Genomic DNA, 19,463 nt, shown 5'->3' with positions numbered 1-19,463 from the left:
AGCCACTCAAATGATAGGATCAAGCCTCACGAGCAATTAGTATCGGTTAGCTTAACGCCTCACAGCGCTTCCACACCCGACCTATCAACGTCCTGGTCTCGAACGACTCTTCAGGAGGGTCAAGCCCTCAGGGAAGTCTCATCTTCAGGCGAGTTTCCCGCTTAGATGCTTTCAGCGGTTATCTCTTCCGCACTTAGCTACCCGGCAATGCGACTGGCGTCACAACCGGTACACCAGAGGTGCGTCCACTCCGGTCCTCTCGTACTAGGAGCAGCCCCCGTCAAACTTCCAACGCCCACTGCAGATAGGGACCAAACTGTCTCACGACGTTTTGAACCCAGCTCACGTACCACTTTAAATGGCGAACAGCCATACCCTTGGGACCGGCTACAGCCCCAGGATGTGATGAGCCGACATCGAGGTGCCAAACACCGCCGTCGATGTGAACTCTTGGGCGGTATCAGCCTGTTATCCCCGGAGTACCTTTTATCCGTTGAGCGATGGCCCTTCCATTCAGAACCACCGGATCACTATGTCCTGCTTTCGCACCTGCTCGACTTGTCGGTCTCGCAGTTAAGCTACCTTTTGCCATTGCACTATCAGCACGATTTCCGACCGTACCTAGGTAACCTTCGAACTCCTCCGTTACACTTTGGGAGGAGACCGCCCCAGTCAAACTGCCTACCATGCACTGTCCCCAATCCGGATCACGGACCAAGGTTAGAACCTCAAACACACCAGGGTGGTATTTCAAGGACGGCTCCATGAGAACTAGCGTTCCCACTTCATAGCCTCCCACCTATCCTACACAAGTCTGTTCAAAGTCCAATGCAAAGCTACAGTAAAGGTTCACGGGGTCTTTCCGTCTAGCAGCGGGGAGATTGCATCTTCACAAACACTTCAACTTCGCTGAGTCTCAGGAGGAGACAGTGTGGCCATCGTTACGCCATTCGTGCGGGTCGGAACTTACCCGACAAGGAATTTCGCTACCTTAGGACCGTTATAGTTACGGCCGCCGTTTACTGGGGCTTCGATCAAGAGCTTGCACCCCATCACTTAACCTTCCAGCACCGGGCAGGCGTCACACCGTATACGTCCACTTTCGTGTTGGCACAGTGCTGTGTTTTTGTTAAACAGTCGCAGCCACCGATTCTCTGCGACCTCTCAAAGCTCCTCCCGCAGGGGATTCACTCTAAGAGGCATACCTTCTCCCGAAGTTACGGTATCAATTTGCCGAGTTCCTTCTCCTGAGTTCTCTCAAGCGCCTTAGAATTCTCATCCTGCCCACCTGTGTCGGTTTGCGGTACGGTTCTTATGCAGCTGAAGCTTAGTGGCTTTTCCTGGAAGCGTGGTATCAGTCACTTCAGGTCCGTAGACCCTCGTCATCACGTCTCGGCCTTAAGGGGCGGCGGATTTGCCTACCTCCCCAGCCTACCGGCTTAAACAGACTATTCCAACAGTCTGATGACCTAACCTTCTCCGTCCCCACATCGCACTGCATAAAAGTACGGGAATTTTAACCCGTTTCCCATCGACTACGCTTTTCAGCCTCGCCTTAGGGGCCGACTCACCCTACGCCGATGAACGTTGCGTAGGAAACCTTGGGCTTTCGGCGAGCGGGCTTTTCACCCGCTTTATCGCTACTCATGTCAGCATTCGCACTTCTGATATCTCCAGCATCCCTTACGAGACACCTTCACAGACCTACAGAACGCTCCCCTACCATCTGCACTTACGTGCAAATCCGCAGCTTCGGTTATCAGTTTGAGCCCCGTTACATCTTCCGCGCAGGACGACTCGACCAGTGAGCTATTACGCTTTCTTTAAATGATGGCTGCTTCTAAGCCAACATCCTGGCTGTCTATGCCTTCCCACCTCGTTTACCACTTAACTGATCATTTGGGACCTTAGCTGGCGGTCTGGGTTGTTTCCCTCTTGACGATGGACGTTAGCACCCACCGTCTGTCTCCCATGCTCGCACTTTCCGGTATTCAGAGTTTGCCATGGTTTGGTAAATCGCAATGACCCCTAGCCATAACAGTGCTTTACCCCCGGAAGTGATACATGAGGCACTACCTAAATAGTTTTCGGGGAGAACCAGCTATCTCCGAGTTTGTTTAGCCTTTCACCCCTATCCACAGCTCATCCCCTAGTTTTGCAACACTAGTGGGTTCGGACCTCCAGTGCGTGTTACCGCACCTTCATCCTGGCCATGGATAGATCACTCGGTTTCGGGTCTACGCCCAGCAACTAAATCGCCCTATTCGGACTCGGTTTCCCTACGCCTCCCCTATTCGGTTAAGCTCGCTACTGAACGTAAGTCGCTGACCCATTATACAAAAGGTACGCAGTCACGGAACAAGTCCGCTCCCACTGTTTGTATGCATCCGGTTTCAGGTTCTATTTCACTCCCCTCCCGGGGTTCTTTTCGCCTTTCCCTCACGGTACTGGTTCACTATCGGTCGATCATGAGTATTTAGCCTTGGAGGATGGTCCCCCCATCTTCAGACAGGATTTCTCGTGTCCCGCCCTACTTATCGTACGCCTAGTCCTTGGAATGCGTTTTCGTGTACGGGGCTATCACCCACTATGGCGGTCCTTTCCATGAACCTTCCACTAACACAATCCATAACACGTACAGGCTCTTCCGCGTTCGCTCGCCACTACTAACGGAATCTCGGTTGATTTCTTTTCCTGCAGCTACTTAGATGTTTCAGTTCGCTGCGTTCGCCTCCTCAGACCTATGGATTCAGTCTGGGATCTCCTTGCGGAGGGGTTTCCCCATTCGGACATCGCGGGATCAAAGCTCTATTGCCAGCTCCCCCGCGCTTTTCGCAGGCTTACACGTCCTTCTTCGCCTATGATCGCCAAGGCATCCACCAGATGCACTTAGTCGCTTGACCCTATCATTTCAGTAACCTAGATCACCAAAACAACAAGTGTGTTTGTGCGACGACTACACCGCCCCTTTTGATATGGCGACGTAGCCTAGATACAATCAAATACCCAAGATGACGATCCGTCCGCGTAAAGAGTTAACTCTACGCTTCCTTCTCGCCGTCTTTATATATTCGGCTTCTTCAGTTTGTTAAAGATCAGTGCGTTCAAACAACGCGATCACAGTACTCATCCAAGCACTCTGATCGCGAGACTCAAACTCGCGAATAACCGATAGGCTGTAAGTACTCGATCAACAACCTTCTCTAGAAAGGAGGTGATCCAGCCGCAGGTTCCCCTACGGCTACCTTGTTACGACTTCACCCCAGTCATGAATCCCACCGTGGTAAGCGGCCTCCTTACGGTTAGCCTACCCACTTCTGGTGAAACTCACTCCCATGGTGTGACGGGCGGTGTGTACAAGACCCGGGAACGTATTCACCGCAGCATGCTGATCTGCGATTACTAGCGATTCCGACTTCACGCACTCGAGTTGCAGAGTGCGATCCGGACTACGATCGGTTTTATGAGATTGGCTCCACCTCGCGGCTTCGCGACCCTCTGTACCGACCATTGTATGACGTGTGAAGCCCTGGTCATAAGGGCCATGAGGACTTGACGTCATCCCCACCTTCCTCCGGTTTGTCACCGGCAGTCCATTAGAGTGCCCAACTTAATGATGGCAACTAATGGCAAGGGTTGCGCTCGTTGCGGGACTTAACCCAACATCTCACGACACGAGCTGACGACAGCCATGCAGCACCTGTGTTAACGCTCCCTTTCGGGCACCGCCACATCTCTGCAGCGTTCGTTACATGTCAAGACCAGGTAAGGTTTTTCGCGTTGCATCGAATTAATCCACATCATCCACCGCTTGTGCGGGTCCCCGTCAATTCCTTTGAGTTTTAACCTTGCGGCCGTACTCCCCAGGCGGTCAACTTCTCGCGTTAGCTACGCTACCAAGGATTCAAACCCCCAACAGCTAGTTGACATCGTTTAGGGCGTGGACTACCAGGGTATCTAATCCTGTTTGCTCCCCACGCTTTCGTGCATGAGCGTCAGTGTCATCCCAGGGGGCTGCCTTCGCCATCGGTATTCCTCCGCATCTCTACGCATTTCACTGCTACACGCGGAATTCTACCCCCCTCTGACGCACTCTAGTCGTGCAGTCTCCAATGCCGTTCCCAGGTTAAGCCCGGGGCTTTCACATCAGACTTGCACAACCGCCTGCGCACGCTTTACGCCCAGTAATTCCGATTAACGCTTGCACCCTACGTATTACCGCGGCTGCTGGCACGTAGTTAGCCGGTGCTTATTCTTCCGGTACTCTCAGACCCAGCGGTTATTAACCACTAGGATTTGCTCCCGGACAAAAGTCCTTTACAACCCGAAGGCCTTCTTCAGACACGCGGCATGGCTGGATCAGGCTTGCGCCCATTGTCCAAAATTCCCCACTGCTGCCTCCCGTAGGAGTCTGGGCCGTGTCTCAGTCCCAGTGTGGCGGATCATCCTCTCAGACCCGCTACTGATCGACGCCTTGGTGAGCCTTTACCTCACCAACTAGCTAATCAGACATCGGCTGCTCGTATAACGTGAGGCCTTTCGGTCCCCCACTTTCCCCCTCAGGGCGTATGCGGTATTAATCCGGCTTTCGCCGAGCTATCCCCCATTACACGGTACATTCCGATGCATTACTCACCCGTTCGCCACTCGTCAGCGGTGCAAGCACCCTGTTACCGTTCGACTTGCATGTGTAAAGCATGCCGCCAGCGTTCAATCTGAGCCAGGATCAAACTCTTCAGTTCAATTCCAAGCAAATTTTCTGGCACGCAAGATCAAAGAAACATCGAGACATTTCTCGTCTTGCAGTGCAAGTGTTTGGTCATCGACCGAGCACTTACACCTATCGGTTATTCGTTCTGTTAAAGATCGGTGCAGGTCGCTGCGTTTCGTTTCCGCCGCTGCGTTGTCTGCTGAGGAGGCGAACTATACGTCAGGCCCCTAAACCCGTCAACACCTTTCGACACAAAAAAGCGCCCTATTGCATTAAGTCATTGAATTGCAATGAAAGCGCTGACGAGCACTGGCGCTCAGCCCTCTTCGCGCCGGCCGGAATCCCTTGGCAACGGGCTGACTTCCTGCAATCGCCGATAGTCGATATGGTCGTTTTCTTCCGCGTCGGTATAGATCAGGTCGGCAAAAGCGTGATTCCAGCGAATGTCCTGGTGCGAAAAGGTGTGACGCGCCACCATGGGCTGAATGGTGGTTTCATCGATGCCGTTGATGGACAGAATCAGTTGCGCGCGCGCAGCCGCCAACGATTCGGCGTCGCGACCATATAAGGGACTGCCCTCCTCCAGCTTGTGCACCAGCGTCCAGCCGAGCACGAACATAGGATGCTGGTCGCGCACCAGTTCCAAATCGTGAAGTTTGCGGAAGCTCACGCCCTCGGCGCTGACCTCATGCTGCAGCAGCCGCAAGCGGGCGCTGGCGTCGATGATCACATTATTTCTGGCATTGGCCGCGCGCAGCATCAACGCGGGCTTGCCGTCCAGCAAGCGCACCACCGGACTATGGGTAAACACGATGCGCGCCCTGGGCCGCGAAAAGCGGGCGAAGGTGACGCCGGTGATCAGCGCGATGCTCATCATGCCGATGAAGATTTCCAGCATCGAGACCCAATGGGCGTACAGGCTTTGCGGATGCATATCGCCGTAGCCGACGGTGGCCAGCGTTTCCACGCTGAAGAAGAAGGCGCCGAGGAAGCCCGGCGGATATTGATTGGCGATGCCGCCGGCCCGCGCCTGGTAGAGCCCGGCGAACAATAGATTCAGCGCGATGAAGGCGGCGGCGATGAATAGATAGAAGCGCGGCCAGCTGATGGTCATGCAGAAATGGTAGAGGTCTTGCAGCGAGTGGCGAGGAACGCTGTGAAGGTAGACGCTGCGGCCCCCTACTTCTACGCGCCGAGCCGGCTTGTTACCAGGGGAAGTCATGAATGGCCAGCCCGTCCTTGAGGTGGGAATGGCTGATTGTGTGAAGATCGCGAACCGGCGTCAATAAACCCGAAGGCCATCGACGCCCTGGTCACCCTCCAACGTTGCCGCTGGAGCCGTTTCTAGCCCAGCGACAACAGCGACACCACCCGGTAACGGCTGACGCCGATCAGGGCCGGCACCAACTCATAGAAGTTGCGATAGCCGTCCGGCTGATTCAGGCGCGCGTTGAAATCGGACACGAACTGGCTGGCCCAGCTTTGCTCGTTCATATGCGACAGCTGTTCGATGGAGTGCTGCGCCTCGGCGATCGCGCTATTGATCGCCGCGCGGGTCTGCTGCAGCTGACCGATGGAGCGCACCACGCTTTGCAGCGCCTGGCGCACCTGGGCGTGGTCGCCCACTTTCCAGCGCTCGGGCTGAAACGCTTCGGCCTCCGGCTGCAGCTTGAGCCGCTGCGGAATGCCGCCGGGAAAACGAATGCCGCCGCCGCGCACGGTCATGCGCTCGCTGAGCGCGCCCCATTGTGATTCCGGCACGCTGAACGCCAGTTGTCCGTCTTCATTCATTTCCGCGCGCACGCCGCTGGCGGCGAGACCGCGATTAAAGCGGCGCAGGAGATCCTCTTCTTCGGACGCTCCGCCCACTTGCACCGACGCCGGCGCCGCGCCGGATTCCCCGGTGGAGAACACCAGGGTTTCCGCCTGGCCGCCGGACAGGGCGGCCAGATCCAGGCCTTTGACGGTGAAGCCCTGGCGCGCGTCGGCGGCCAGATGGAAGCGCAGCTGGCCGTCCAGGCTGCCGCCGCTGGCGGTCTGGCGCTTGCGCCACTGCTCATTGAATTGCTCGAGCTGGCGCTGCAAATCGCCCTGATTCAACTGGCGCTGGGTCAGTTCGCGACTGAGTCCGGATTTGACGCCTTCCAGTTGACCCAGCAAGCCGTCGACAAAGGACAGGGCCTGCTGCGCCGAGGTCAGTTGCTCGTTGAGTTGGGCGCTGTAGCGCCAGCCCGAGGCCGGCGCGCCGCGCACTTGCGCGGCCGGCTGCGCCTGCGGCGCCGGCGCGCGCTCGATCACGCTGGCGGCGGCGACCGCGCCGGCGTCCTTGCCCCAGCGCTTGCCGCTTTGTTTGACGTTGACGGAGGAAATCGGGGTGTTCATGCCGCGCTCGATCAAATCACGTCAAACAGGGACAACTGACTGACGCGGCCATAGGCTTTTTGGCTGGCCTGCAGCGCCATGGTGTAGCCGTTCATCTGAATGAAGGCGTCGGCGTAGTCCAGGCTGCCCAATTTGGTCATGGTCTGCTTATTGGAAAGGCTGACGTTGTCGTGATTGAGGGCCAGCGTTTTCATGATGTTCTGCGTGCCGCCCAGTTGGGCGATCTTGCTGGAGATGCCTTCCAGCGCCTTGTCGCTGGCGTTCATCGCGCTGCGGATGTCGGCGGCGACGGTCGGATCCTTATTGTCCAGCGCCGGGTCTTCCAGCCGGCCTATGGTTTTGTCCAGCTGATTGAGGATGTCGGCCATGTTTTCCAGGGTGACGTTGGACGCTTGGGTAATGCCGTCGCCCACCACCACTTGCTGCTTGTCGGTATTGCCGGTGAAGCTGTAGCGGCTGCCCGCCGGCTGGGCGGCGTCGTAAGCGAGGGCTGCCACCGCCGGCTTGGAGCCGGAGAACATGTAGCGGCCTTCGGCGTCCTTGGTGTTGGCCGAGTAGAACAGGCTTTCGCGCAAGCTGCGCAGCGGCGTCGCCATCGCCTTGAGATCGTCCACCGGCGGGTTGTTGGCGGCCGCGGTCAGCAGGTCCTTGGCGTCGCGGATGTCCAGGCTGATGCTGTCCAGGATGGATTCGTTCTTGGACAAGGCGGAGCTGAGCGCGCCGATGTTTTGCTGGTACTGGTCCAGCGCGGCTTCTTCGCGCTGCAAGCGCAACAGGCGCACGCTGGCGATGGGGTCGTCCGACGGCGCCAGCAGCCGGTCGCCGCTGGACATGCGTTGCAGCAGCTCGGCCAGCGCGGAGTTGCTGGTCTGCATCGCCAATTGCATGGTGGACAGGTATTGATTGCTGGAAACGCGCATGCTGTCTTCCTTACAAGATGGACAAGGTGCTTTCGAACAGCTGGTTCGCCACGCTGATCACCTTCATATTGGCCTGGTACATTTTCTGGAACTCCAGCAGGTCCATCGCTTCTTCGTCGCGATTGACGCCGCTTGTGTTGTGCCAGCTCTTTTCCGCTTCGGCGCGAATCACCTTGGCGCTTTCCAAACCGGATTTGTTCTGCTTGCTGCTGACCGCCAGCTTGCCCACCATTTGCGAGTAGGCGTCGCCTATGGTGACGGCGCCGACGCCGGGCATGGTGATTTTCTGCTGCTGCAGGCCGATCACCGCCAGCAGATTGCTATTGTCGCCGGGCTTGGCCGGATCGCCGGAGAAGCCCAGCTCGGCGGAGGTGATGCCGCTGGTTTTCAGGATGCCGTTGACGCCGGAGGCGTCGTAGACGAATAGCGGCTTGCCCGGCTGGCCGTTGCTGTCGTAGCCCAGCGCCAATTGGTCGTTGACGCGCTTCGCCATTTCGCTGGCCAGGGTTTTCACCTGCGCGCGCATCGGGCGCACGGTCTGGATTTCGTATTGATTGAGCCCGCCCAGCTGGCCGCCCAGACCGTCGCCGGCCAGGGTGTATTTGTCCTTGGAGAAGTTCAGCGTCAGCACCTGGCTGCCGTCCGGCTGGCTGGTATTGCTCAGCGTGGCCGCCTGGGTGTCCGCCACCAGCGGCAGGCCGGTCTTGAGGCTGACGTTCTTGCTGCCGTCCGGCTGCGACACCACGCGCACTTCCACCAGGGCGGACAGCGAATCGATCTGACGGTCGCGCTCGTCTTCCAGGCCGGAGGTATTGGTGCCGATTGCCTTGCCGGCCGAGATCTTGGCGTTGAGGTCGGCGATATTGGACACCGAGCTGTTGATCTGGGTGACGGTGGCGGAGCGCTGCTCGGCGATGGCGCTCAGTTGGGAGCCGAACACCTTGTCCAGGTTGTTGAAGCGCTGCGCCAGCGCTTCGGCGCTGCGGATCACCGGATCGCGCATCGCGTCGCCGGACAGGCTGGCGGCGCTGAGCGCCTGGAAGAACTGATCGAAACCGGCGGACAGGCTGCTGCCGTCGCGGCCCATCACTTGCTCCAACTGGCCGAAGTAGGGATTCTGCGCCACCAGTTCGCCCTGGCTGGACGCCGCCTGCCACAGCTGCAGGTTTTTGAAGTCGTCGTTGAAGCGGCGCACCGCGTTGACCACCACGCCGGAACCGGAGCTGTACGGGTCGCCGCTGCCGGGCATCAGCGCGGTCAGCACCACGCCCTGGCGCGAGTAGCCGGGGGTCATCTGGTTGGCGATGTTCTGGCTGACGGCGTTCAGCGCGGCCTGGGAGGCGACGGCGCCGGTCAGCGCGTTGTCTATCATGCGCATGGCGGTTCTTACCTTTTATTCAGCGGCAGCAGCGGCGGCGCGAAAGCGGCCAGACCCTGCGCGTCCGGCAGCGAGCCGGGGTTCTGTTTATCGCTTGCGACCGGCGCCCCGCCGTTCTTAAGGTGAATATTGCCACCCTCTTCCGGCAGCAGCTGACGCAGGATGGCGTTGGCCACGCCGAACACCCGCTGCTTGGCCAACTGGTCCGCCACCGCGCCGTCGGCGAAATCCATCATGTCGCCGTTGATGGAGTTGGCGAAGATGCTGTCCTCGCCGGCGATTTCGCGCGTGGTCTTGCGGATCTGCTTGAACATCTCGCGGACGAACTGGGCTTCGAACTGCTCCGCCGCGGCGCCGGCCTTGCGGCGGTATTCCGGCGAGGCCGGCTGCACCGCCGGCTCGTCCTTGGCGTCGGCCGGCATCGCCAGCGCGGCTTGTATCTGTTTGCTTTCCATCAGATCACCACCAGTTCGCCGTCGATCGCGCCGGCCTGATCCAGCGCCTGCAGTATCGCCATGATGTCGTCCGGCGTGGCGCCGGTGCTGTTCACGGTGTCGATGATGGCGCGCAGGCTGGCGCCGGCCGGCCACTGGAACATGCGGCCGGAACCCTGGTCCACGTTGACGGTGGAATTGGGCACCGTGGTGGTCTGGCCGTTGCTGAACGGCCCGGGCTGGCTGACGCTGGGGTTTTCCGAGATCACCACGCGCAGGCTGCCGTGGGACACCGCCGCCGGGCGCACGGTGACGCCCTGGCTGATCACCACGGTGCCGGTGCGCGAGTTGAACACCACGCGCGGCACTTCGCTGCCCACGCCGACATTGACCCGCTCCAGCCGCGCGACGAAGGCGACGCGCTCGGTGGGGTCCAGCGGCGCGCGCACCTGGATGGTGGTGGCGTTGCGGGTGCTGGCCACGCGGCCGAAGCTGGCGTTGATGGCCTTGACGATATTGGTGGCGGTTTCGAAATTGGGCCGGCGCAGGCTGAGACGCACGCTGTCGCCCTCTTCGAAATCGCTGGGAATTTCGCGTTCGATGGACGCGCCGTTGGGCACGCGGCCGGAGGTGGGCGTGTTGACGGTGACGCTGGAGCCGCTCTTGCCCTGGGCGGACACGCCGCCCACCACCACATTGCCCTGGGCCAAGGCGTAGATTTCGCCGTTGGCCGCCTTCAGCTGGGTCAGCAACAAGGTGCCGCCGCGCAGGCTCTTGGCGTCGCCCAGCGAGGACACCGTAACGTCTATGGTCTGGCCGCGGCCGTAACCCGGCGGCAAACTGGCGCTGACCATCACCGCCGCCACGTTCTTGACCTTGGTGTCGGTGCGTTCCGGCATTTTCAGGCCGAACTGCTTGAGCATATTGGCCACCGACTGGCCGGAGAATTTCACCTGGGAATTGTCGCCGGTGCCGTCCAGGCCCACCACGATGCCGTAGCCGATCAACTGGTTTTCGCGGATGCCCTCCACCGTCACCAGATTGCGCAAGGGCTGCGCCGTCGCCAGCGTCGCCGCCAGCAGCAGTGTCCATCCCGTTATTTGCTTGATAAAACCGTGCATGATCCGCCCTGAATGATTCTGTGATTGCGTCTGCCCGCCCCAAGGGCCGCATACGCGAACGGCGGACGCCCGTCAGCGCCCGCCTGTTGTCCCGCCCGGACTCCCCGCCGCTCCGCCGCTCAGAACGGCATCAGCGGGCTGGCGAAGAACTTCATCAGCCAGCCGGGTTCGTTGGCGTCCGACAAGGCCCCACGGCCGGAGTAGCCGATGCGGGCGTTGGCGATGCGCAGCGAGGACACGCGGTTGTCGGTGTCGATGTCTTCCACCCGCACATAGCCGGCCAGGCGCAGGAATTCCTCGCCCTGGTTCAGCACCAGCTGTTTTTCGCCCTTCACTTCCAGCAGGCCGTTGCCCAGCACCTTGTGGACCACCACGGTCAGCGCGCCGGACAGCATGTTCTGCTGGGTGGAGGTGGAGGAGCCGTTGAAGTCCCGGCCCGCGTCCACGCCCACTTGCGCGCGGAAGGTGGTATTGCCCAACAAGGACGGCGCGATGTTGGCGCCGGATTTCTTGCCGAAGCTGGTGCCGGCCTTCTTGCTGGCCTGAGTGGTTTCTTCCAGCACCACGGTCAGCACGTCGCCGGGGCGGAAGGCGCGGCTGTCCGAAGTCAGCGATTGCGCGCCGGCGACGGTGAACACGCCGCCGCCCTTGCCGCGCTGCGGCTGCTGCAGCAATTCCGGCAAGGCGAATTCCTGCGTGGTCTGCGGCGGAATCGGCTGCGCGCAGCCGGCCAGCAGCAGCGCCAGCGCGCTCAGGGCCAGCAGCTTCATCGGGCCGACTGCGCCAGGTACTGCATCATATTATCGGCGGCGCTCAGCACCTTGGTGTTCATCTCGTAAGTGCGCTGCGCGGCGATCATGTCCACCATTTCCTCCACCACCTGGACGTTGGAGCCCTCCAGCGCGCCCTGCTTGAGCTTGCCCAGGGAGCCGGAGCCCGGCGCGTCGGTGGTGGCATCGCCGCTGGCGGCGGTTTTCTGGAACAGATTGTCGCCCAGCGCCAGCAGACCGGCCGGGTTGACGAAGCTGGCCAGTTCGATCTGACCGGCGGTTTCCAGCGTGCTGCCGCTGCCGCGGGTGTAGCTGACGGTGCCGGTTTCGCTGATGGTCACCGAGGAGGCGTCGGCCGGAATGGTGATGGACGGCTCCAGCGGCAGGCCCTGCGGGGTGACGATGGCGCCCTGGTCGTTGCGCTGCAGCTGGCCGGCGCGGGTGTAGCCGGTTTCGCCGTTGCTCATTTTCACTTGCAAAAAGCCCTGGCCGACGATGGCCAGATCCAAGGACTGATTGGTGGTGGTCAGCGTGCCCGAGGTGAACACTTTCTGGGTGCCCACCAAGCGGGTGCCGTTGCCCAGCTGCACGCCCAGCGGCGCGGTGTTGTCCTGGTCGGTCTTGCCGCCCGGCTGGCGGTCCACTTGGTAGAACAGGTCTTCGAACACCATGCGGTCGCGCTTGAAGCCGACGGTGTTGACGTTGGCGAGGTTGTTGGCGATGGCGGTCAGGCGCGCGTCCTGCGCCTGGATGCCGGTCTTGCTCACCCACATTGCTGGATTCATGTTTCGATTCCCCGATGGTTTGCGCCGTCGGCCTTGGCCGCGGCGCTGTTATTGGAAGGCCGGATCAGGCGCGCACCAGGCGGTTGCCCGCCTCCACCATGTCGCTGGCGGAGTTGAACAAGCGCATCTGCATTTCAAAGTTGCGGTTCAGCGTCATGGTGGCCACCATTTCCTCCACCGCCGACACATTGCTGCGCTCCAGATGCTCGCCCTGCACCTTGACGGTGTCGTCGGCTGCCAGCACGCCGCCCTGACGGCTGATCACCAGGCCGTTGGGGTCCTTGGCGATGTCCTGCGGCAGCGGCTTGACCAGCTTGAGCTTGTCTATCGGCTGCATTTCGCTTTCGCCGGCGGCCAGCACCGAGATCACGCCGTCGCTGCCGACGTGCAGCTTGACGTAGTCCGGCGGCAAGGTGATCTGGCCGCCGTCGCCCAGCACCGGATGGCCGTTGACGCTCAACTTGCCGTCCACGTCCGCCACCATGGCGCCGGCCCGGGTATAGGCCTCGTTGCCGTCCGGCCCCTGCACCGCGAAAAAGCCCTCGCCCTTCACCGCCACGTCCAGGTCGCGGCCGGTTTCCACCACCGCGCCGCTGCGCACGTCCACCGCGTTGGCGCCGTTCTGGCTCAGGTGGCGCGCGTCGTAGCCGTAGCCGGGCACGGTCTGGCTGGTGCTGACGCCGATGTCGGCGCGAAAGCCGCCGGTTTCGGCGTTGGCGATGTTGTTGGCGTGAATCTGCTGCGCCTTGAGCATGCGGTCGGCGCCGCTCATCGCGGTGTAGATCAGTGCGTCCATTTATCCTTGCCCCGCCTTAGACCGCCTGCATCAGCGCCTGGATGGTCTGGTTCTCGGTGGAAATCACCTTGGTGTTGGCCTGGTAATTACGCTGCGCGGTCATCAGGTCCACCAGTTCGGAGGTCATGTCCACATTGGACTGTTCCAGGGTGAAGGCCAGCAGATTGCCGGACAGGCCGGCGCCGGGGCGCGAGTAGACCGCGGTGCCGGAGCCGGCGGTTTCCACCCAGCTGGTCTGCGAAGTGGCTTGCAGCGCGGATTCATTGGGGAAGTTGGCGATGGCCAAGGTGCCCACCACTTGCTTCTGGCCGTTGCTGTAGGCCGCCACCACGTCGCCGTTGTCGTTCAGGCTGGTGCCGGTCATCGAGCCGGACGGGTAACCGTTGCTGGCGTTTAGGGTCTGGCTGCTTTCGCCGGCGAACTGAGTGGTGCCGGTGTAGTCCAGCTTCACCGCCAGCGGGGACGCGCCGGCGGGGGTGCCCAGGTTCAGCGCCACCGGCGCGGTGGGGCTGGTCAGCTTGCCGTCGGTGTCGAAATTCAGGGTGGCGGTGGTGGGCAGGTCGACGCCGTCCAGCGTGTAGTGCACGGTGACGGTGCTGGGACCGGTCTTGCAGAAGTACTGGGTCAGGTTGAGCTTATTGCCCAGGGAATCGTAAACCGTGGACACCGCCGAGCTGTTGAAGGTGTTCTGCGCCTTGTCGAACGGCACGGTCTGCACGCTCCAGCCCGCCGACATATTGCCGACGTATTGCAGCTTGTCGCTGGCCTTGGCCGGGATGTTGCCGTTGGGGATCTTGATGTCGCCGAAGGCGCCCAGCGCATTGCCGTCCGCCTTGCCGTAGCCTTGCACGCGGCGGTTGAAGCCGTCCACCAGGTAGCCGTCCTTGTCCGCGTTGAAGATGCCGACGCGCGAATAGGCCATGCCGCCGTTCAGATCGCGGCTGACGAAGAAGCCGCGGCCGTCGATGGCGGCGTCCAGCGGACGACCGGTGCGCACGGTATTGCCGTTGCGCGCCATGTTCTGACTGTGGCCGACCACTTCCACCCCCATCGGCTGCGCGCCGGCGTAGGCGGCGGAAAAACTGGTGCGGCTGGACTTGAAGCCGTAAGTGCCGGTGTTGGCGATGTTGTTACTGATATTGCCCAGTTGGTTGTTGACGGCGTTAATGCCGGACAAAGCAATGTCGAAACTCATGGTCGCTCCAAAGTTCGTAGGTGTCTTGAATCGGCGCTTCAGGCCTGGGTCTTGCCCAGCAGGCGGGTAATGGCGGAAGCGGGGAATTCGCCCAGGCCGGCCAGCGTCAGCGTGGGCTCGCCGCCGTTGATGGGCAGGCGCACGCCGGATACGGTGGCCTGCATTTCCAGCCCGGCCTTGGATTTGGACGCGGTGCGCACTTCCAGCTTGTAATCGCCTTCCACCAGGCCGTGCTTGCTCGGGTCCACGTTGAAATCGAACTCGCCGGCCGGGCGCTTGCCCAGATCGATCACGGTTTGTTGTCCGCCGGAGTCGGTCAGCACCAGGGACACCTGCTGCTCTTCGCCGGACAGGGTCACGCGGCCGGACAAGGGGTCCTTGCCGCTCAGATGCGCCTGGTCGGCCTGCACCAGCACTTGGCGTCCCACTTGCGAACCCAGCGACACACCCTGCAGCTCGCGCAGCATCAAAGCGTTGCCCTGCAACTGCTTGAGCATGTCGGCGGAGCTCTTCATCTGGCTCATCTGCGCCAGCTGGCTGACGAACTGCGAGGCGTCGGTGGGGTCCAGCGGGTTCTGGTTCTGGATCTGAGCCAGCAGCAGCTTCATGAACATATCGTCCATGCCCGGGTTTTGTCCGGCGGCCGGCGCCACCGCCGGATTGGCGCCGTTGGAGGCGGCGGACGGGCTCTGCTGCCCGTTTTGCGCGGCGTTCACGCTCATGCGTTGTCTCCCAGTTTCAGCAGGTCCTGCTGCATGCCCTTGACCCGGGCCAGCACTTCCACATTGGTCTGGAACGCGCGCGAGGCCGACAGCATGTCGGTCATCTCCTCCACCGCGTTCACATTGGAATAGAAAACATTGCCCTCGGCGTCGGCCAGCGGATTGCCCGGCTCGTGCGCCTTGCGCACCGGCTCCTGGTTCTGCACCACATCCAGCACGCCCACGCTGGCGCCGCGCCAGCCGTCGAAGCCGTCGCCGCCCCGGTATTGGGTGGCGAACACCGGCTTGCGGGAGCGGTAGGCCGCCTGTTCGCTGCCGGCGGCGGTGTCGGCGTTGGCCAGATTGCTGGCCACGGTGTTGAGACGCACCGTCTGCGCCGTCATGGCGGAGCCGGCAATGCGGGAAATATCGCGGAAGGACATGGCTTACTGACCTGCTATCACTTTGGCCAGCCCGCGGAACTTCATGTTCAGGAAGGCGAGGCTGGTCTGGAATTCGGAAACGTTCTGCGCGAACTCGGCCTGCTCCACGCCCAGCTCCACGGTGTTGCCGTCGCGCGCCGGGTGGTTGGGCAGCCGGTATTGCAATTCACCAGACGGCGAATCCAGCGGAAACGCGGCGTCGTCCGCCGAAGCGGCCAAAGCCGTTTTGAAATCGATGTCCCGCGCCTGATAACCGGGCGTGTTCTCGTTGGCGATGTTGGACGCCAGAATACGGGTGCGCTCCGCCCTCAACTGCAAGGCAGCCGGGTGGACGCTCAATGCTTTATCAAGGTGCAAACCCATTGCCTAGACCCATGCGGTTCTCTACCATATTTAAACATCGGCTATCTAATTCACATTAAATGGCCGGTCGATTGAAAAGCGATACTAATAACCGCACCCCCTCACGTATACGGGATAATTACCAAGTCATCTGTAATGGGAATTTTCACATCCTCTCGGCATCAAACCGCGCCGCTATTGGCTGCGCTGCTCATTCTGCCCTGCGTTCCGGCGCTGGCGGCCCCCTATCCGGCCGCCGCCGCGGTGGAACAGACCGTGCGTTCTCTGCTGCTGCAAAAACTGGAAAAAGCCGGTCTGGCGGCGGCCCGCGTCACCCTCAAGGCCTTGCCGCCGCGCGGCTTCAACGCCCCGCCCTGCCCGGAGCCGGTGCGCGTCGCCGCGCTGGACGAGCGCTCCCCCAGCCGCATGCGGCTGCAAGCCCGCTGCGACGCCGCCGGCTGGGACGCTGAATTCATCGTCCGCGCCGAAATCAGCGCCCGCGTGGCGGTGGCGGCGCGCGACATCCCGGCGCGCAGCCTGCTGGACGCCGGCGACATCGAATGGCAGGAACGCCCGGTGCTGGACCCGGCCGACATGGTGGGCGCCAAGACCAAGCTGGAAGGCCTGAGCAACCGCACCGCGCTGCGCCAGGGCCAGCCGCTGCGGCTCAAGGCGCTGGAAGCCAGCCTGCTGGTCAAGCGCGGCGAGGAAGTGCGCATCGTGGCGCGCAACAGCGGCATCGAGGTGGTCGCCGCCGGCGAGGCGCTGGGCAACGGCCGCCAGGGCGAAATCATCCGCGTGCGCAACAGCGCCACCGGCAAGGTGATACGCGCCCGCGCCAGCCTGCCGGGCGAGGTCAATCCGGTGGACTAAGAATCTGTTCAAGGTCTGCTGCCCGTTGTGAAATGTGACACGGTGAGTACAGCTTCGAAATGCTCATGTACCACGTGTACATTCCGCTCTCTCAGCGATTTTCGCCTTGTCTCGCCCTAGCTCGCGAGACTTTGAACAGGCGCTAAGCAAACGAAAAGCCCCCGTTTGGGGGCTTTTGCTTGCGCGGGCAAGGCCGCCTGGAACAAGCGGTTTACGATCTCGCCGGAATCGTCAGCCCGCGCTGCACCGCCGGTCGCGCCAAGAAGGCGTCCAAAGCGCGCGTCACCTGCGGGAAGTCCGCAATCGACACCAGTTCGCCGGCCTCGTAAAAACCGATCAGATTGCGCACCCAGGGGAAGATGGCGATGTCGGCGATGCCGTACTCCTCCCCCATCACCCATTGGCGGCCAGTCAGTCTTTGCTCCAGCACCGCCAGCAGGCGGCGCGATTCGTTCACATAACGATCGCGCGGACGTTTGTCCTCGTAGTCCTTGCCGGCGAACTTGTGGAAGAAACCCACCTGACCGAACATCGGGCCGATGCCGCCCATCTGGAACATCAGCCACTGTATGGCCTCGTAGCGCGCGGCGGGATCGGCGGGCAGCAATTGGCCGCTCTTCTCCGCCAGATACAGCAGGATGGCGCCGGATTCGAACAAGGCCAGCGGCTTGCCGCCCGGGCCGGCCGGATCGAGAATGGCGGGAATCTTGTTATTGGGGTTCAGCGACAGGAATTCCGGTGATAGCTGATCGTTGCTGTCGAAGCTGACCAGGTGCGCTTCATACGGCAGGCCGGTTTCTTCCAGCATGATGGACGCCTTGACCCCGTTGGGCGTGGTCAGCGAATACAGCTGGATGCGTTCCGGATATTTCGCAGGCCATTTGCGGGTGATGGGAAAGGCGGATAAATCGCTCATACGCGCTCCATTGAGTTTGGACGGGTGGGTTGCGCGCCCATGATAAGCCCGGCTTTTGCATTTGTCTTAAATCAGCAGCTCGTCAATGGCGAGATGTTATTGACGCAATAGCTGGATACACTGTTAATCCGTGCCTATGGTCAACGCCGCCCACCAATAAGCAATTCATTCAAAAATAAATTTCCCTTCTAAATCATGTGGAATGTATTAGTTTGAAATGAGGTTGGCGTGCTCCAATGGCACTCCTGGATGGCAATTACAATGGAGGCAGCCATGCCCTTTTTTTCCGGAAAACTCAAGGAGCAGCTCAACGAGCTGACCGGCCAACTGGACGGCCTGCGCGGCATGCTGTCCGCCATCGACCGTTCCATGGCGATGATACAATTCACTCCCGACGGCATCGTCACCAACGTCAATGAAAACTTCCTGCGCACCATGGGCTACCGGCGCGAAGAAGTCATCGGCAAGCATCACCGCATCTTCTGCGATAAAAACCATGTTTCCAGCGCCGCCTACGCCGAGTTCTGGCAAAAGCTGAAACGCGGCGAGCCGGTCAACGGCCGCTTCAGCCGCTACGCCAAGAACGGCGAGGAAATCTGGCTGGAGGCCAGCTACACCCCGGTGCTGTCCAGCGACGGCCAGGTGTGCGGCGTGGTCAAAGTGGCGTCCGACATCTCCGACCAAGTGCATCAGGAACAGAACGACCAGGCCATCCGCCTGGCGATCAGCCGCTCCATGGCCCAGATCGAGTTTGATCTGGACGGCAATATCCAGGACGCCAACGAAAACTTCCTCAACACCTTCGGCTATACCTTGGCCGAAATCCGCGGCAAGCATCACCGCATGCTCTGCGACGCCGACTACGCCGCCAGCCCGGACTACGCGGAGTTCTGGCGCCAGCTGCGCCAGGGCAAGTTTTTCCAGGGCCAGTTCAAGCGCCTGAGCAAAAACGGGCAGATCATCTGGCTGGAAGCCACGTACAACCCGGTCTACGACCTCAACGGCAAGCCGGTGCGGGTGGTCAAATTCGCCCAGGACATCAGCCGCCGGGTGCAGCAATTGCAGGCCCAGGCGGAGAACGCCCAGTCCGCGGTGGAAGTCTCGGTCAATACCGAGCAACTGTCGGTCAAGGGCAGCGCGGTGCTGGAACAGGCCGCCAGCGAAATCACCAAGGTGGCGTCCAGCGTGGAAAGCTCCTCCATCATCATCACCAAGCTGGGCGACAGCTCCGGTCAGATCGGCACCATCATCAGCACCATCAGCGAGATTGCGGACCAGACCAATCTCCTGGCCTTGAACGCGGCGATCGAGGCGGCCCGCGCCGGCGAGATGGGCCGCGGCTTCGCCGTGGTGGCGGACGAGGTGCGCAAGCTGGCAGAGCGCACCAGCCAATCCACCGGCGAGATCTCCGGCATCGTGCGCAGCATCCAGGAAGACTCCAAGTCCGCCATCACCTCCATGCAACAGGTGCGCGGCCTGGCCGACACCAGCTTGCAGCTGTCCGAACAGGCGCGCGACTCCATCGCCGAGATCCGCGCCGGCGCCAAGGAGGTGGTGCAAGTGGTGCGCGACGTGTCGGAGCTGCTGCAGCAGCGCGCCTGAGCCTGGAAGTCAGGCTCGGAAAGCCTTGATCCAAATCATGTCCGCGTCCGCCAGGGCGCGGCGATACTGAGGCGCCCACACCTTTCCCGAGCCC

Annotated in this window: 16 protein-coding genes and 2 rRNA genes; 2 read left to right on the top strand and 16 right to left on the bottom strand. The window is 61.2% G+C overall.

The features are described 5' to 3' along the window. Window positions 1-15: 15 nt before the first annotated feature. From HQN78_RS03605 to flgB, 15 genes are all read right to left on the bottom strand, one after another. Window positions 16-2,903 (bottom strand): 23S ribosomal RNA (locus HQN78_RS03605). 304 nt (window positions 2,904-3,207) lie between these two features. Then, window positions 3,208-4,742: ribosomal RNA gene (locus tag HQN78_RS03600) — 16S ribosomal RNA — on the bottom strand. The 16S and 23S rRNA genes sit together here, the layout of an rRNA operon. Window positions 4,743-5,027: 285 nt before the next feature. Further along, the gene (locus tag HQN78_RS03595; protein WP_255701212.1) at window positions 5,028-5,933 is read right to left on the bottom strand and encodes an ion channel; all 906 of its coding nucleotides are present in this window, start codon (window positions 5,931-5,933) and stop codon (window positions 5,028-5,030) included. Window positions 5,934-6,055: 122 nt separating this feature from the next. Further along, a complete protein-coding gene (locus HQN78_RS03590; protein WP_227107817.1) occupies window positions 6,056-7,093 on the bottom strand; it encodes a hypothetical protein in 1,038 nt (345 codons plus the stop codon). An 11-nt stretch (window positions 7,094-7,104) separates the two neighbouring features. Continuing rightward, complete coding sequence (gene flgL, locus HQN78_RS03585; protein WP_107732399.1) at window positions 7,105-8,013, bottom strand: flagellar hook-associated protein FlgL; 909 nt, start codon at window positions 8,011-8,013, stop codon at window positions 7,105-7,107. 10 nt (window positions 8,014-8,023) lie between these two features. Then, entirely contained in the window at window positions 8,024-9,391 is a 1,368-nt protein-coding gene (gene flgK / locus HQN78_RS03580) for a flagellar hook-associated protein FlgK (RefSeq protein ID WP_107800162.1), read from the bottom strand. An 8-nt stretch (window positions 9,392-9,399) separates the two neighbouring features. Further along, entirely contained in the window at window positions 9,400-9,846 is a 447-nt protein-coding gene (locus HQN78_RS03575) for a flagellar biosynthesis protein FlgJ (protein ID WP_107800161.1), read from the bottom strand. After that, a complete protein-coding gene (locus HQN78_RS03570; protein ID WP_019102956.1) occupies window positions 9,846-10,946 on the bottom strand; it encodes a flagellar basal body P-ring protein FlgI in 1,101 nt (366 codons plus the stop codon). The genes HQN78_RS03575 and HQN78_RS03570 overlap by 1 nt, the downstream gene beginning before the upstream one ends. A gap of 119 nt (window positions 10,947-11,065) precedes the next feature. After that, window positions 11,066-11,716: a flagellar basal body L-ring protein FlgH gene (flgH, locus tag HQN78_RS03565; protein ID WP_048415603.1), complete on the bottom strand. Its 651-nt coding sequence runs from the start codon at window positions 11,714-11,716 to the stop codon at window positions 11,066-11,068. Next, window positions 11,713-12,501, bottom strand: coding sequence for a flagellar basal-body rod protein FlgG (flgG, locus tag HQN78_RS03560; protein ID WP_082159140.1), 789 nt, complete (start codon window positions 12,499-12,501; stop codon window positions 11,713-11,715). Before flgG ends, flgH begins: the two co-directional genes overlap by 4 nt. Window positions 12,502-12,565: 64 nt before the next feature. Continuing rightward, the gene (locus HQN78_RS03555) at window positions 12,566-13,297 is read right to left on the bottom strand and encodes a flagellar basal body rod protein FlgF (RefSeq protein ID WP_107800159.1); all 732 of its coding nucleotides are present in this window, start codon (window positions 13,295-13,297) and stop codon (window positions 12,566-12,568) included. A gap of 16 nt (window positions 13,298-13,313) precedes the next feature. Further along, window positions 13,314-14,492 (bottom strand): flagellar hook protein FlgE, encoded by a 1,179-nt coding sequence (locus tag HQN78_RS03550; RefSeq protein ID WP_227107813.1) that lies wholly within the window; start codon window positions 14,490-14,492, stop codon window positions 13,314-13,316. A gap of 38 nt (window positions 14,493-14,530) precedes the next feature. Beyond that, window positions 14,531-15,214, bottom strand: coding sequence for a flagellar hook capping FlgD N-terminal domain-containing protein (locus HQN78_RS03545; protein ID WP_107800157.1), 684 nt, complete (start codon window positions 15,212-15,214; stop codon window positions 14,531-14,533). Continuing rightward, window positions 15,211-15,636, bottom strand: coding sequence for a flagellar basal body rod protein FlgC (gene flgC / locus HQN78_RS03540; protein ID WP_107800156.1), 426 nt, complete (start codon window positions 15,634-15,636; stop codon window positions 15,211-15,213). The genes HQN78_RS03545 and flgC overlap by 4 nt, the downstream gene beginning before the upstream one ends. Before the next feature lie 3 nt (window positions 15,637-15,639). Beyond that, window positions 15,640-15,999, bottom strand: a complete 360-nt coding sequence (gene flgB / locus HQN78_RS03535; protein ID WP_039755772.1) for a flagellar basal body rod protein FlgB — start codon at window positions 15,997-15,999, stop codon at window positions 15,640-15,642. Between the two features lie 177 nt (window positions 16,000-16,176). On the opposite strand from flgB, the gene flgA reads away from it, so the two are divergent. Beyond that, the gene (gene flgA, locus HQN78_RS03530; RefSeq protein WP_235087948.1) at window positions 16,177-16,851 is read left to right on the top strand and encodes a flagellar basal body P-ring formation chaperone FlgA; all 675 of its coding nucleotides are present in this window, start codon (window positions 16,177-16,179) and stop codon (window positions 16,849-16,851) included. Window positions 16,852-17,062: 211 nt separating this feature from the next. Here flgA and HQN78_RS03525 read toward each other — a convergent pair whose 3' ends face one another. Then, a complete protein-coding gene (locus HQN78_RS03525) occupies window positions 17,063-17,767 on the bottom strand; it encodes a glutathione S-transferase N-terminal domain-containing protein (RefSeq protein ID WP_235087946.1) in 705 nt (234 codons plus the stop codon). A gap of 273 nt (window positions 17,768-18,040) precedes the next feature. Between HQN78_RS03525 and HQN78_RS03520 the strand changes: the two genes are divergently transcribed. Further along, window positions 18,041-19,369: a PAS domain-containing methyl-accepting chemotaxis protein gene (locus HQN78_RS03520; RefSeq protein ID WP_227107807.1), complete on the top strand. Its 1,329-nt coding sequence runs from the start codon at window positions 18,041-18,043 to the stop codon at window positions 19,367-19,369. The last annotated feature ends 94 nt before the right edge of the window (window positions 19,370-19,463 follow it).

This window comes from Chromobacterium sp. Beijing (assembly GCF_021496765.1).
In the GTDB taxonomy this organism is placed as follows: Bacteria; Pseudomonadota; Gammaproteobacteria; order Burkholderiales; family Chromobacteriaceae; genus Chromobacterium.
Note: the sequence above shows the minus strand (reverse complement) of the source record. Positions and strands in the feature narration are given on the sequence as shown.

Excerpts from the sequence above, each read along its gene's own strand:
- HQN78_RS03595 (WP_255701212.1), bottom strand. The coding sequence starts at position 5,933 with ATGACTTCCCCTGGTAACAAGCCGGCTCGGCGCGTAGAAGTAGGGGGC.
- HQN78_RS03590 (WP_227107817.1), bottom strand. The coding sequence starts at position 7,093 with ATGAACACCCCGATTTCCTCCGTCAACGTCAAACAAAGCGGCAAGCGC.
- flgL (WP_107732399.1), bottom strand. The coding sequence starts at position 8,013 with ATGCGCGTTTCCAGCAATCAATACCTGTCCACCATGCAATTGGCGATG.
- flgK (WP_107800162.1), bottom strand. The coding sequence starts at position 9,391 with ATGCGCATGATAGACAACGCGCTGACCGGCGCCGTCGCCTCCCAGGCC.
- HQN78_RS03575 (WP_107800161.1), bottom strand. The coding sequence starts at position 9,846 with ATGGAAAGCAAACAGATACAAGCCGCGCTGGCGATGCCGGCCGACGCC.
- HQN78_RS03570 (WP_019102956.1), bottom strand. The coding sequence starts at position 10,946 with ATGCACGGTTTTATCAAGCAAATAACGGGATGGACACTGCTGCTGGCG.
- flgH (WP_048415603.1), bottom strand. The coding sequence starts at position 11,716 with ATGAAGCTGCTGGCCCTGAGCGCGCTGGCGCTGCTGCTGGCCGGCTGC.
- flgG (WP_082159140.1), bottom strand. The coding sequence starts at position 12,501 with ATGAATCCAGCAATGTGGGTGAGCAAGACCGGCATCCAGGCGCAGGAC.
- HQN78_RS03555 (WP_107800159.1), bottom strand. The coding sequence starts at position 13,297 with ATGGACGCACTGATCTACACCGCGATGAGCGGCGCCGACCGCATGCTC.
- HQN78_RS03550 (WP_227107813.1), bottom strand. The coding sequence starts at position 14,492 with ATGAGTTTCGACATTGCTTTGTCCGGCATTAACGCCGTCAACAACCAA.
- HQN78_RS03545 (WP_107800157.1), bottom strand. The coding sequence starts at position 15,214 with ATGAGCGTGAACGCCGCGCAAAACGGGCAGCAGAGCCCGTCCGCCGCC.
- flgC (WP_107800156.1), bottom strand. The coding sequence starts at position 15,636 with ATGTCCTTCCGCGATATTTCCCGCATTGCCGGCTCCGCCATGACGGCG.
- flgB (WP_039755772.1), bottom strand. The coding sequence starts at position 15,999 with ATGGGTTTGCACCTTGATAAAGCATTGAGCGTCCACCCGGCTGCCTTG.
- HQN78_RS03525 (WP_235087946.1), bottom strand. The coding sequence starts at position 17,767 with ATGAGCGATTTATCCGCCTTTCCCATCACCCGCAAATGGCCTGCGAAA.
- HQN78_RS03520 (WP_227107807.1), top strand. The coding sequence starts at position 18,041 with ATGCCCTTTTTTTCCGGAAAACTCAAGGAGCAGCTCAACGAGCTGACC.